Here is a 12,338-nt window from a genome sequence, read left to right as displayed (position 1 = left end):
AATGGTTCTGGATAACGCGGACGGGTCATAACACCTCCCATAGTTGCCTCATTTTAAGGCTGTGAGGTGGCTAGGGAACTGGGGGCGATTCAGGTATCGGGTTGGCGGCGACTCAAGTTGGCCGTAAAGAGGCAATTGTTATTATCGACTTGTCAGAGAGCAGAGATCAGCCGCTGATATTGATCAATCCGGAAGTGATAAGTGGTACTGACAAGGCATTCGGGCAGGAGGGATGTTTGTCCATCCCGGATTATTATGCTGATGTTGAGCGATATTCCTCGGTAGTTGTATCCGCATTGGATCGACATGGAAATCAACTCACTATGGAGAGCAGTGAGTTTTTGGCAATTGTGATGCAACATGAAATTGATCATCTTGATGGCAATCTGTTCATTGATTATCTTTCACCACTCAAGCAGCAGATGGCACTGAAGAAAGTGAAAAAATCTATCAAGTCTGCAAGCTAGTCCATCTCTGATGGGGATGTCTTGATGGTTTATTTGTTGGGTGAGGGTGAGGAATGAAACTGACACACTGTAATGCCACGAATACCCTCTCCATACACACAGTGCCATTTAACCGAACTGGCCGGCGCAATGGGGTGTTGGCCACTCTGTTGCTGGGGCTTTTATGGGCAACATTCTCTGCATCAGCTGACGAAGATCCGTTGCCTGCCGAGTATCACTCCTTTGTGCAGCGTTTTATCGATGCGGCCGAAGCCAAGGATCATCAGTCGCTTGCCAACCAGATGAAATATCCCTTCAAGCGGGAGTACCCCATGTCCGCAATCAAGAACCCGTCGGAGATGCTTACCCGTTTCGACGAGGTGTTTGATGACGCCATTCTAAAGCGTATCGCCATATCCCAAGTCGGGCAGGATTGGCAGACCATGGGTTGGCGCGGCATCATGTTCGGCAGTGGCGAAGTCTGGATGGATTTCGATGGCAAGGTGGTTGGTATCAATCATCTGACGGCTCAGGCCGCCAAGCTGAAAGCAGAACTGATCGCCAGCCAGAAGAGCGATCTTTATCCCGGCCTGCGGGATTATCAGAGTCCCGAGCTGATGTGGCAGACCGAAAAATTCACCATTCGCATCGACGATATGGGCGATGGCCACTATCGCTACGCCTCCTGGGCCAAGGGCAAGGCGCTCGGTGACAACCCGGATCTGGTACTGAAAAATGGCACCGTCAGGGTTGAAGGGACAGGGGGTAACCACACCTACCAATTCAAGAGCGGCCCATTCCGCTACGAGTGCGTAGTGACTGTGTTGGGTGAGCGGGGTGTGCCAACCGGTGTGCTGGTGGTCTATAAAAACGACGTCGAGATAATGAGCCAGCCGGTGATCAAGGTGTTGTGACGCCAATCCACATTCCCCGAGTGCTTAGATAGCGGCCACGAGCCGCTCTTTTGCTTTCTTGGATTGGCAGGTGGGCTGCTAGCCTTGCGGCACCCTCACTCCTTTATCGAGATAGAGGCTGCTAAAGTGGGCGCGGTGGGTGACAAACATCACCTGATGGCGGCTGCCATCGGAGAGGATAATAAAATCCCCCGCCTGGGCAGGGCTCTGCAGGTGGATCTCCTGCTCGGGGGCCGTCAACTTGTCGACCTCCTCCTTGAAGGTGAGGGTGTAAGAATACATAGGGTTCTCCACGGCACGACCTATACAGACACGCATCTCAAGGCTAGTTGCCAGCACCCGGATCCGCGGCGCCCAAGCGACACCTGTCCGCCATTTAATTTAACGGGTAAGCTTGGCGTGTTTCTCTTGCGAATGGGGTCGTGGCTCAGGTTTGCAAGAGGCTCTGTCTTGGGGCTGCGTAAATGGTCAAGCATGTGTGCTGACCTTTTCAGCATGAAAGCAACCAGTATGACGTCGTCACTATGTAAACAAGCAGCATGAGAACAAGGAGTGATCATGAAGGAGCTAGCCTCCCCGTTGGAGCCCGAGTTGGTGCGTATCGCCGCCTTTTCTGATGGGCTGCAAGGGGGCAACCCTGCCGGTGTCTGGATTGGCGCCAGCTTGCCCGGCGCACACGAGATGCAGCATATTGCCGCCGAAGTGGGATTTTCGGAAACCGCTTTCGCCGCGCCCATGTCAACGCGCTTGCCCCAAGGCGTACAGGCAGTTGAGCAAACCGCCGAGCTGCGGGAATGGCGGGTACGGTACTTTTCCCCCGAGGCCGAGGTGCCATTCTGTGGCCATGCCACCATAGCCCTCGGCGTGGCATTGGCGCAGCGCTTTGGGGAAGGGGAGTATGGATTGCACCTCAATCAGGCGGTGATCAAGGTATCGGGCTGGCTGGATGGGGAAGGGCACTGGCAGGCCGCCCTGCAATCGCCGCCGACTCACAGCAAACCGGCCCCGGCCGAACTGGTGGCCGCCGCATTGGATCTCTTCGGTTACACGCCCGCGGATCTGGATCCCCGTATTCCACCCGCGCTCATTCATGGCGGCGCCGATCATCTGGTGCTGGCCCTGAACAGCCGAGCCGCCCTTGCGGCCATGGAGTATGAGCTGGAGCAGGGGCGCACCTTGATGCGAAGGGAAGGACTGGTGACCATACTGTTGGCCCATGCCGCCCGTGAGCAGCTGTTTCACACCCGTAATCCCTTTGCTTATGGCGGCGTCTATGAAGATCCAGCCACCGGCGCGGCGACGGCTGCCTTTGCCGGTTATCTGCGTGATATCCATTGGCCCCATGGCGGCATCATAGATCTCTTTCAGGGAGAGGATATGGGCATGGCGTCACACCTGCACGCCGAGATCCCGGCCGAACCCGGCAGCTCAATCAGGGTCTTCGGCCGTGCCCGCTTGATGTGACCGACATGCAATGAAACATCCGCCAGTTGGCGGATTTTTCATTATGGGGGCGGATGTCAGCTTATTGAGCAAGGGGAACAGCTTGTGCATTTTCCTCTGACGGGCAGCCATCCTCTGCTTGTTGGTGAAGAGGCGTGAGCCAGTGCAGCAGTTGATGGGTCACCTGGGGGCTGCCGAGCAGGGCCATATGGCTGGTGCGATAGGCAATCCAGCAGTGGGATGGCGCAAATGCCAGCTGGTGGCGGGCTTCCTTGTGCTGCCCAAGGGCACTGCGCAGGGGGACCAGACCATCGCCAATCAATCTATCTGCCAACAGATTGCGTTTGGCTGCCGTCGTGGCGGCTATTGCAAAGCAGGCGACGCCTGCCGGCAGGGGCAAAGACGGGCGCGGATCCGTTGACGCTGTATCGCGGGTAGGGTCTTGGTCGTCGAGCAGGGTGCCGTGGCGCAGATCCTTGATACCCGCACTGCGCAGCCGTGCCAGTCTGACAAACGGCTCGGTGTAGGCGGTGGCAGGCAGCAGTTGTTCCAGCCAGTGACCTGCGTGTTCCAGGGGGGCCCCATGATGGGGGGTCCCCAGAAACACCAGATTTCTCAGGACGTTTGGCCAGCTCGCCTCGCTCTGACTGGCATAGTGACAGGCGCTGCGGATCACCAGCCCGCCCATGCTGTAGGCCAGCACGCTTATCTCGCTGATGTGGCCGGGCCAGTGAGTCACCAGCTGCGCCAGCTGGCTCGCCAGTTCCCGCCCGTTTTGCGAAATCGGCAGCCCTGAGTTGTAGCGCAGATAGACGGGCATATAACCCAGGGTGCTGGCCAGTATCTCCCCATGGTTGAGCATCTGCTCTTTGTCCTTCCCCTTGGTTTGGGTTTGCCACTGCAGATCATTCATGCAGAGGCCATGCACCATCAGCAGCACCCGGCTTTGACCAGCAAGTTCAGGGGGCATGGCGTGCCAGTTCAGGGGCGCACCTTGATAGCGCAGTGTCATGGGGGTGGCGAGGGCATTGTGGCTGGCGACCAGCTTGTCTCCCATCACGCCGTTGAGGGTGGCGAGCAGGGCGGCGCGTTTGGGGGTTTCGGAGATGGCTTCCTGAGCGAGCGGCCCCGGCACGCGGGCGAGCACGGCATTGATGCCACTGCCGAGCTGATCGGCCGCCCTGTGGATCCCCCGGTAGACAAAACCTGTGATGCCTCGGGTTTTCCCCTCACCCTTGCCCTTTATGCCCATGCCACTCAATACCGCCTGGTAGACAGCCTCCGTGATCTGTATGGCGGCGGGCAGGGCTTGTGTGAGCAATCTGGCCAGCTCGCGGATGTCCGACACATGCCAGGATGAAACCGGCTGCTTTTCTGTCGACTGGTTCATGGGGTGCCCTCGGGAATAGGGTGTCAGCAAGGCATGCATCCCCACAGAGGCACGCGTCTGGCCAACACAGACACATCCAGCTTGCCGTGTTTGCCTCGGGTTTGCCAGTCACGCTGTAGTCGCCTCTGGTCGTGCGGCCCCAAGCAGGTGTGCGATACAGCGCCATTACCATTGCTTATGACCATTGCTCATGCGCGAGACCGATCACGGTAATGGACTGTGAAATTGCCTTTAATTACTCATATGACGCCGCAACGAGGAGCCGTGATGTCGCTGTTTGATGAGGGCCGGGTACGGGATCTTTGTGCCCGCTTGCTGGACAAGCAAAACGAGAGGGGGTGTTCGTTCGATAGCAAGCATGGCCGAGAGTTGCTGACCCTGTTGCAGGCGGTCGGCGGCGTCAAGCCGCTCGGGCGCAGCGCTCGCTATATTCTGACTGACCCGGGGATTGACTATCTCACCAGGCAACTGGCGCAAGTGGCGCCACAACAGCCGGACAAGCGTGACAGCGTGCGGGCACTCGGGTTGACGCTGCCATCCCCCCTCAATCAGGCCAGTTTTCATGCCCTCTGGCACGGGGATAGCAAACACCCGCGCAGTGACACTGTTCCCGACCAGGTTCCCATCGAGATTTTGTTGACGCAGGACGAGGTGATCCGCATGCGCACTCTGACCCCGCTGTCACTCATCGATCTGCATGGCCAACCGCAGGATATGACGCCGCTGATGTCACTTCTGGGGGAGCTGGCCTTGCCGGAGCGCTGTTTGTCCAGGCTGCAGGGCATAGCGTGGCAAGGGCGGCAGATAGTGACAGTAGAGAACAAGGGGGCTTTCGTGGATTACCCGCTGCAAGCCGGGGAGTTACTCATCTATGTGCCTGGCCGTAACACGTCTTTGGCGAGGCAACTGCTCCCGTTGCTGCCTTCGACCATTCCCTGGGCTCACTTTGGCGATCTGGATCAGCGGGGCCTGGATATTGCCGCCGAACTGGCCAATGCAGTCAACCGTCCCCTGGCACTCTGGTTGCCTTGCAATCTGATGGAGTACGTCCACCACTATGCTCGCCCTCTGACGCGTCGGCTGGAAGGCCAAAAGGGCAGCAGGGGAAAGACACCCCGGCGAGGCAGTCTTGCGATGGCTCAGCCGGGCCAGGTGCTGGCCGCGGTATTTATGCATCTGATTGAAAGCCACTTGTGGCTGGAGCAAGAGGTATTGGTGACGTCCCCCTGCTGGCAGGCATGGCCATCGGGTGCGGCACAGCTATGACGCGGAAATAAAAAAACCGCCAGATAACAATCAGGCGGTTTTTTTATCATGCCGACCCTTATTTCAGGGCTTTTTTCAGCTTCTTGATCTTGCCTTCGTGCTTGGCAATTTTCTCGAGGCGAGCGGCGATTTTCTTCTTGATATCTTTCTTGCTGGCTTTGGCCATCTTTGTTGCTCCTTTTGCAGTGGTGACACCCGAGGTGTCTGTGAGTCTGTCCATTGACATCCCAGAGTGCCACAAGGTTGCCGTCCGGGCCAAGCTATTGGCGAAGAAAAGCACAAATGTCGGCGATTGATTTGGCGCAAGCGGCACTTGCCTGCCAGTGTATTGCTGTCGAGGAGGGCCGATTTTTGATCCAAATGCCTGCTGCCAGTGCCCTTTTTCACACTTTCCCTGCTCTGGTATGGGGGCGCACGCTGACAATGGATGGAATTGTGACCATATTTGCCTTGGCCAAGGGCTAAATAATTGATCCAGCGCAAACTTGCCCCCTATTTATTACTTTGGTGGCATAGGACTCAGGCAACCGTTGGGTTCAAATAGCATTATCAGGAACGGGGAGATAACTCCGTCACGAAAGGGACACCCATTTCACTGGATGAAGGACACACAATGAGTCTGCTTGAACAAACCATCTGGACTGTATTGGGATACGGGGCCATGCCCTTTATCTTCCTGAGCGGGTTTGTGGCAGTGGCAGTGACCTGCTGCTTGCTGCTCAATGCCTTCGGGGTCAAGTCCGCCGAGAAGTGATCCGCTTCTTTCGTTCATACCGCCAAATGCCAGTCTTCGGACTGGCATTTGTTTTTCAAGGGTTTCCCTTTGCAAGACGGCTCAGCCCGCCATCTGGCACGGTTGTACGAATGCCATGGGCCGGTTGCTGTTTTTTAACGCTTTTTCAGCAGTGAACCGCGGAATATCGGCCAAATGCATGGCCAAGGTGGTCGAACCTGGCGCGGATTTTGATTACACTGGCGCGCAGTTTTTCCACTCTGGATTGATCCGGTCCGGATTGACCACTTCAAGGTATCCAAGATTTTCTATGGCTCTCAAGGCAACCGTATTCAAGGCTCAACTCAGCCTGTCCGACATGGACCGCCACCAGTATCAGGACGTCTCCCTGACACTGGCCCGTCACCCTTCCGAGACCGATGAGCGCATGATGATCCGGCTGGCGGCCTTCGCCTGGCACGCCGCCGAGCGACTGGAGTTCACCAAGGGTCTCTCTGCCGATGACGAGCCCGAGCTGTGGCGCAAGAACTATTCCGACGAAATCGAACTCTGGATTGAGCTGGGGCAGCCGGACGAGCGTCGCCTGAAAAAAGCATGCAACCGCTCCCGTCACGTTGTGCTCTATCTCTATGGGGGCCGTGGCACCAGCGTCTGGTGGAAGCAGAATCAGGGCAAGCTCAGCCAGCACGACAACCTCACAGTGATCGAGCTTTCCGACACCCAGACACTGCCGCTCACCGCCATGGTGGCGCGCACCATGCACCTCACCTGCACCATCTCCGACGGTCAGCTCTGGGTCAGCAATGGCGAGCTGGAAGTGACGCTGGACCCCATACTGCTGATGGGGCCACCCGCCCGCGAATTGTAAACGGACCCGCCCATGTTCAGTGCGCTGCTCAATATTGTCATACCGGTGTTTGCCGTGGTGGGGCTCGGAGCCCTCTATGGTCGGTTGCGACCGGGCGGGGCACTGGGCTACGTCAATCGGGCCAATATAGAGTTGTTCACACCGGCGCTGGTGTTTTCGGCGCTGGTCAAATATCCGCTGGCATTGATGGCCCATCTGCCACTGATCGCGGCGGGGGTACTGGTGATCCTGTTGCCCGGACTCTTGCTCTCCCTGCTCAGGTTAAAGGAGATCAGCAGGCCGGCACTGATCCTGCCCGCCATGTTTCGAAACACAGGCAACCTCGGTATCCCCTTGATGGTGCTGGCCTTTGGTGAGCAGCAGCTCGGCTGCCATCATCATATTGTTCGTGCTCTCCAACCTGCTCCACTTCTCGGTGGGCATGTTTATCCTCTCGGCCAATACTTCCCGCTGGCTCTGGCTGCGCAGCCCTGTGCTGTGGGCGGCCTTCGCCGGTTTGCTGGTGGCCAACTTGCAGATACCGTTGCCGGAATACCTGGTGACCAGCGCGACTCTGCTAGGCCAGATCTCGGTGCCGCTGATGCTGTTTGCCTTAGGTGTTCGGCTGATGGAGGGGGAGCTGGGCCACCTTGGCCTGGCACTCAAATGCAACCTGCTTTACCTGCTGGCTGGTGGCTTGTCATTCGGGCTGGTGGTCTGGTTGTTGCCGCTACAGGCGGAGTGGTTACCCTTGCTGATACTGTCGGTTGCGCTGCCCCCGGCGGTATTGAATTACATGCTCTGTGAGCAATACCAGTGCCAGCCTGAAAAAGTGGCCAGCATAGTGCTTGGCGGCAATGCACTCTCTGTAGTGGTGATCCCTCTGGCAGTCTGGCTGGCGCTGCATCTGAACAGTTGAACACCTGTCGTTAACATGGCCCGCAGGATCTACCACCTCTGTCATTCGGGCAGAGGCGAGCTGCCATGCTTGCCGGATCGCAACTGAGAATAGAGTCCGAATCCTGCCAGTCCCCCCGTCAATGCCAGCAGGAACCAGATAGCGGTGGCGGGACGGGTCCCCGCATCCCCCAGCATAAAACCGATCAGCAGGTTGCCAAAGAGCGCCATGCAGCCACCCGCACTTGCATAGAAGCCGTAGTAGCTGGCGAGCTGGTCAGGGAGCGCGTAGCGGGGCAACTGGGCGGCAAAGAGCGGGAAGCAGAGAATGGAGCCCAAGGAAAGCAGGGCCACCTGCGCCAATACCCCCACCGTCGGCCAGGGGGAGAGCAGCGGCAGGGCCAGATAGCTCAGCCCCATCAGTCCGATACCCAGCCCCATGGCCAGGGGCACCCCCAGGTGGCGCTCCACCAAGCGAGATGCCGGCAGCTGGAGCAGGATGCCGATCACCGCCGAGAGGGTGAAGACGCCGCCGAGCAGATAGGTGGCGTCCGGCAGGCTCTGGATATGGGCGGGCAGGGCGAGATAGAGCTGATGGAACAGGATCTGATAGCTGCCCGCCAGCAGAGTGAACCGCATAAAGGGGCGCTGGCGCAGGATGTCCCGCCATTGGCTCAGAATGGCGCCGTGCGGGGTCTGGTTGGCCACCGGGCGCTTGGGCAGCACCCGATACTGCAACACCCCCAGCAGGGCGAACAGGCTCGCCGCCAAGAGCCCGGTCAGGGCATAGCTCTGCTGGGTCAAGGTCAGGCCGACCAGGGGGCCGAGCAGCATGCCCGCCTGGCTGGCGAGATTGTGCAGGGCGAAGGCGCGCTGGCGCTGGCTCGGGGTGCTGCATTCGCTGGCCAGATAGGCCTGGGCGCAAGGGGTGAAGAGGGCCCCGGCAAAGCCGGTGAGGGCGGCCGCCAGCAGCAGTATGGGCAGGGACTCGGCCCAGCCCAGCAGCACGAAGCCTAATGATCGCACCAGGCAACCCCAGACGATGGCAGTGTGATAGCCGATGCGATCCCCCAGAGTGCCTCCCAGCAGAAACAGACCCTGCTGGCTGAATACCCGCATCCCCATGACCAGACCACAGGCCCAGCCAGCGAGGCCAAGCCCGCTGCCCATGTGCTGGGCGAGGAAGGGCATCATCATGTAGAAGCCGAGATTGAACGCCAGTCCATTGATGATGAGCAGGCGGGCGGCCGGGCTCATGCCCTGCCAGCCCCGCCAGTAGGAGGCGCGGCTCATCTTGTGTGCACCCGGGCGCCGGTTACGTGCAGTTGCAAGCGCGCCGCAGGCGCTGTCATGGGAAGTCTCGTCATCATGATCTGCGCAGGGTACGAAGAAAGGGGATGCCGCTCTGATCGTGGCTTATCTGCACCGGCACCTGATAGAGCCGCTCAATCAAGGCCGCATCAAGCACCCGGGCCGGTGGGCCGAAGGCTTGCAAGTCGCCATCTGCCAGCACGATCAGCTGATCGGCAAACTGGGCCGCCAGGTTGAGATCGTGCAGCACCACCAGGGTGATCCACTGCTGCTCCCGGGTCTGCTGGCACAGGTGCTCCATCAGTTGCATCTGGTGGTGAAGGTCGAGGGCGCTGACCGGCTCGTCCAGCATCATGATGCGGGGATCCCGCAGCAGTACCTGGGCAAACAGCACCATCTGCCGCTGGCCGCCGCTTAAGGAGTAAAGGGGGCGATCCGCCAGATGGGCGATGCCAAGGGCCTGCAGGGCGCGGCCGGCCGCCAGTATGTCTTCGTCCGCCAGGCGCATGGAGAGGCTGTCGAGGCGCCCCAGTACCACCACCTCGATGACGCTCAAGTCCAGCTCCAGCTGGATGTTCTGGGGCATGTAACCAAATTGCTGGCGCCATTTGGCCTGGGGCATCTGGCGGGAGGATTGTCCGGCCAGGCGTATCTCGCCGGCGGCCGGGGTCAGTTCCCCAAAGAGAGCGCGCATCAGGGAAGTCTTGCCGGTCCCGTTCGGACCGATGATCACATGGACCTGCCCCGGGTGCAGAGTCAGGCTCAGATCCCGTAGCAGGGCTTGCTGCCCAAGGGAGAGGGAGAGTCGGGATATTTCAAGCACGTTTACGCCCCCTGCCGAGGATCAGCCAGATGAAGAAGGGCACGCCAATCAGGGCGGTGACGATGCCGATGGGAAAGAGGGTGCCGGGTACGATGGATTTGGAGAGCACCGAGGCTGCCGACAGCATGCAGGCGCCGCACAGGGCCGACAGCGGGATCAGGAAGCGCTGATCTTCCCCCACCAGCATGCGGGCTATGTGGGGGGCCACCAGGCCGACGAAGCCGATGACGCCGACAAAGCTGGTGGCAGTGGCGGTGAGCAGGGCGACGAGGATCAGGGTCTTCATGCGTAACCTGTCCACGTTGACCCCCAGGCTCCGTGCCCTGGCCTCCCCGAGGCGCAGGCTGGTGAGGGCCCAGGCATCCCGGTAGATGAGCAGGGTGCAGATCAGGGTGACGGCGGCCGTGATGATCAGGGCATCCCAGGTGGTGCGCATCAGGCTGCCAAACAGCCAGAACATGATCTGCTGGTTGAGCTCGGGGGAGGAGAGAAACTGCAGCAGGGAGAGCAGGGACTGGAACAGGAACAGCAGGGCTATACCCGCCAGGATCAGGGTCTGGCTGCTGATGTTGCGCATCATGGCGAGGCCAAACAAGAGGCTGGCGGCAAACATGCACAGAATGAAGGCCCCGGCCGGAATGGCAATCAAGGGAGGGAGCCCGAGACCGCCGGTATAGAGCGCCAGTGCAGCGCCAAGCCCGGCCGCAGCCGCGAGTCCTAACGTGTAGGGGCTCGCCAGGGGGTTGTCCAGCAGGGTCTGCATCTGGACGCCGCCAAGCCCGAGCGAGGCGCCGACCACCAGGGCCATCAGGGCGATGGGCAGGCGCATATCAAAGACGATGGTGAGGGTCATGGAGTCCGCCTGGGCGGGAGAGAGCAGGGCATCGACCACCTCACCAAGGGGCAGCAAGGAAGGGCCGGTGGCGATGTCGAGCACCAGCGTGATGCACAGCACCAGGGCGAGCAGCACCAGCCAGTGCCAGCGACGGCGCTCTCGTTGCCGCTGACGGGTGAGGGTCTGCTGCAAGGCAGCCAAATCATTCATGGTAACCATCCTGAAGCGGGCGCTCTCAAGGAGCGCCCGCAAGGGTTAAAGAGGGATGACGAAGAGGGACTTCCCGACTCGGGTCGGGAAAGTCCGGCCCGTCAGGTTCAACCTGCCATTACTTGATACCCAGCATAAAGGTGCCCTGCGGGCGAATTGGCAGATAGGCGTGGTAGAAGCCCTGATAGGTGGCCAGGGGGTCGAGATCTTCGAACAAGTCGGGGTAGAACGCCTTGGCCATGAACTCGATGAGGGCGGCGTCCATGATGCTGCGGGTGGCGCCGTGATAGACCGCATAGAGGCGACCCTGCTGCACCGCAGGCAGATCGCGCCAGCCCGGGCGGGCGGCAAATCCCTGCAGGCGCTGGCGCACCGTCTGGGCCGAAATATCCTGACCGACCTGCATGGCCTGCTCGCTGCTCACGCTCTCGTAGCCCGCCATCAGAATGACCTCCGGCTTGCTCGCCAACAGTTGCTCCGGGTGGATGGGGCCCCAGCGTTCGACGAAGGGGGCGGCGACGTTGTCACCCCCGGCCAGCAGGGCCATGGCGCCCCACATGTCCTTGCCATAGGTGTAGCTGTACTCGGCCGGTCCTTTGTCCCCGAGCTCGATGTAGACGCGGGGCGGCTGGCGTTTCGCCTTGGCGATGCGGGAGGTGATGGTCTCAATCTTGGCCTTGTACTCGTCGGCCATCTTGCGGGCGCGGGCCTCCTGACCGGTTACCTTGCCAAGCAGCAGGGTGCTCGCCATGTGGCGTGAAAGGGTCTGGGCGTTGTAGTCCACCACCACCACTGGGATGCCCGCCTGCTCGAGGCGCGGCAGATCCGGGGCCAGGGCCTCGTATTGCCACTGGGCCAGGATCACCACATCAGGCCTGACGGCCAGGGTCTTCTCGATGGAAAAACTCTGATCCTGCACGTTGCCAAGGTCGGGCACCTGGGTCAGTTGCGGCAGGCTGGCGACATAGAGGGACCAGATGGCGGGACGGGACTTGACGAACCAGCCACGGGACATGCCCACCAAGCGATCGGCACCCCCTTCTCCGGCCACGGCCAGGTAATCCTCGGGATAGAAACCGAGCACGATGCGGCTCGCGGGCAGGCTCAGGGAGACCTTGCGGCCCATCACATCTTCCACTTCAACGGGGGCGGCTGCTTGTACCATCCAGCTCATGAGCGTGAGCTGACCAAGCAGAAGCAGCTTTGCCATGGGGTGACGAAAC

Annotated in this window: 11 protein-coding genes and 2 pseudogenes; 7 read left to right on the top strand and 6 right to left on the bottom strand. The window is 60.0% G+C overall.

The window, feature by feature from the left end:
* Positions 1-86: 86 nt before the first annotated feature.
* Both def and AXW79_RS15040 read left to right on the top strand, forming a co-directional pair.
* Positions 87-467, top strand: a pseudogene (def, locus tag AXW79_RS15045) (peptide deformylase); the annotation flags it as partial.
* Between the two features lie 53 nt (positions 468-520).
* Positions 521-1,360 carry a hypothetical protein gene (locus AXW79_RS15040; protein ID WP_011898762.1) on the top strand — a complete coding sequence of 280 codons (840 nt, stop codon included), beginning with the start codon at positions 521-523 and terminating at the stop codon, positions 1,358-1,360.
* Positions 1,361-1,438: 78 nt separating this feature from the next.
* Here AXW79_RS15040 and AXW79_RS15035 read toward each other — a convergent pair whose 3' ends face one another.
* Positions 1,439-1,642: a hypothetical protein gene (locus AXW79_RS15035; RefSeq protein WP_017413048.1), complete on the bottom strand. Its 204-nt coding sequence runs from the start codon at positions 1,640-1,642 to the stop codon at positions 1,439-1,441.
* 276 nt (positions 1,643-1,918) lie between these two features.
* Between AXW79_RS15035 and AXW79_RS15030 the strand changes: the two genes are divergently transcribed.
* On the top strand, positions 1,919-2,824 hold the full coding sequence (locus AXW79_RS15030; protein ID WP_005311168.1) for a PhzF family phenazine biosynthesis protein: 906 nt from the start codon (positions 1,919-1,921) through the stop codon (positions 2,822-2,824).
* 61 nt (positions 2,825-2,885) lie between these two features.
* Here AXW79_RS15030 and AXW79_RS15025 read toward each other — a convergent pair whose 3' ends face one another.
* The gene (locus tag AXW79_RS15025; protein ID WP_011898760.1) at positions 2,886-4,193 is read right to left on the bottom strand and encodes an esterase/lipase family protein; all 1,308 of its coding nucleotides are present in this window, start codon (positions 4,191-4,193) and stop codon (positions 2,886-2,888) included.
* Between the two features lie 267 nt (positions 4,194-4,460).
* Here AXW79_RS15025 and AXW79_RS15020 point away from each other — a divergent pair, with 267 nt between their 5' ends.
* The 4 genes and pseudogenes from AXW79_RS15020 (at position 4,461) to AXW79_RS15000 (ending at position 7,958) form a co-directional block, all read left to right on the top strand.
* Entirely contained in the window at positions 4,461-5,459 is a 999-nt protein-coding gene (locus AXW79_RS15020) for a Wadjet anti-phage system protein JetD domain-containing protein (protein WP_005311172.1), read from the top strand.
* Between the two features lie 613 nt (positions 5,460-6,072).
* Positions 6,073-6,213 carry a TIGR02808 family protein gene (locus AXW79_RS15010; protein ID WP_005301193.1) on the top strand — a complete coding sequence of 47 codons (141 nt, stop codon included), beginning with the start codon at positions 6,073-6,075 and terminating at the stop codon, positions 6,211-6,213.
* 289 nt (positions 6,214-6,502) lie between these two features.
* Positions 6,503-7,060, top strand: a complete 558-nt coding sequence (locus tag AXW79_RS15005) for a YaeQ family protein (RefSeq protein WP_005311179.1) — start codon at positions 6,503-6,505, stop codon at positions 7,058-7,060.
* 12 nt (positions 7,061-7,072) lie between these two features.
* Positions 7,073-7,958, top strand: a pseudogene (locus tag AXW79_RS15000) (AEC family transporter).
* Between the two features lie 41 nt (positions 7,959-7,999).
* Here AXW79_RS15000 and AXW79_RS14995 read toward each other — a convergent pair.
* The 4 genes from AXW79_RS14995 to AXW79_RS14980 form a co-directional block, all read right to left on the bottom strand.
* A complete protein-coding gene (locus AXW79_RS14995; protein ID WP_005311185.1) occupies positions 8,000-9,229 on the bottom strand; it encodes an MFS transporter in 1,230 nt (409 codons plus the stop codon).
* A gap of 73 nt (positions 9,230-9,302) precedes the next feature.
* Positions 9,303-10,070 carry an ABC transporter ATP-binding protein gene (locus tag AXW79_RS14990; protein ID WP_005311187.1) on the bottom strand — a complete coding sequence of 256 codons (768 nt, stop codon included), beginning with the start codon at positions 10,068-10,070 and terminating at the stop codon, positions 9,303-9,305.
* Positions 10,063-11,115, bottom strand: a complete 1,053-nt coding sequence (locus AXW79_RS14985) for a FecCD family ABC transporter permease (RefSeq protein WP_005311189.1) — start codon at positions 11,113-11,115, stop codon at positions 10,063-10,065. The genes AXW79_RS14990 and AXW79_RS14985 overlap by 8 nt, the downstream gene beginning before the upstream one ends.
* Positions 11,116-11,233: 118 nt before the next feature.
* Positions 11,234-12,325 carry an ABC transporter substrate-binding protein gene (locus AXW79_RS14980; protein WP_227534431.1) on the bottom strand — a complete coding sequence of 364 codons (1,092 nt, stop codon included), beginning with the start codon at positions 12,323-12,325 and terminating at the stop codon, positions 11,234-11,236.
* Positions 12,326-12,338: the final 13 nt, after the last annotated feature.

This window comes from Aeromonas salmonicida subsp. salmonicida (genome assembly GCF_001643305.1).
Taxonomy (GTDB): domain Bacteria; phylum Pseudomonadota; class Gammaproteobacteria; order Enterobacterales; family Aeromonadaceae; genus Aeromonas; species Aeromonas salmonicida.
The sequence above is the reverse complement of the archived record's forward strand: the minus strand, read 5'-3'. Positions and strand labels throughout refer to the sequence as shown.

Bases quoted from the DNA above. Each gene is read 5' to 3' on its own strand.
- AXW79_RS14995 (WP_005311185.1), bottom strand. From the start codon at position 9,229: ATGAGCCGCGCCTCCTACTGGCGGGGCTGGCAGGGCATGAGCCCGGCC.
- AXW79_RS15005 (WP_005311179.1), top strand. From the start codon at position 6,503: ATGGCTCTCAAGGCAACCGTATTCAAGGCTCAACTCAGCCTGTCCGAC.
- AXW79_RS15020 (WP_005311172.1), top strand. From the start codon at position 4,461: ATGTCGCTGTTTGATGAGGGCCGGGTACGGGATCTTTGTGCCCGCTTG.
- AXW79_RS15035 (WP_017413048.1), bottom strand. From the start codon at position 1,642: ATGTATTCTTACACCCTCACCTTCAAGGAGGAGGTCGACAAGTTGACG.
- AXW79_RS15040 (WP_011898762.1), top strand. From the start codon at position 521: ATGAAACTGACACACTGTAATGCCACGAATACCCTCTCCATACACACA.
- AXW79_RS15025 (WP_011898760.1), bottom strand. From the start codon at position 4,193: ATGAACCAGTCGACAGAAAAGCAGCCGGTTTCATCCTGGCATGTGTCG.
- AXW79_RS14980 (WP_227534431.1), bottom strand. From the start codon at position 12,325: ATGGCAAAGCTGCTTCTGCTTGGTCAGCTCACGCTCATGAGCTGGATG.
- AXW79_RS14985 (WP_005311189.1), bottom strand. From the start codon at position 11,115: ATGAATGATTTGGCTGCCTTGCAGCAGACCCTCACCCGTCAGCGGCAA.
- AXW79_RS15030 (WP_005311168.1), top strand. From the start codon at position 1,919: ATGAAGGAGCTAGCCTCCCCGTTGGAGCCCGAGTTGGTGCGTATCGCC.
- AXW79_RS15010 (WP_005301193.1), top strand. From the start codon at position 6,073: ATGAGTCTGCTTGAACAAACCATCTGGACTGTATTGGGATACGGGGCC.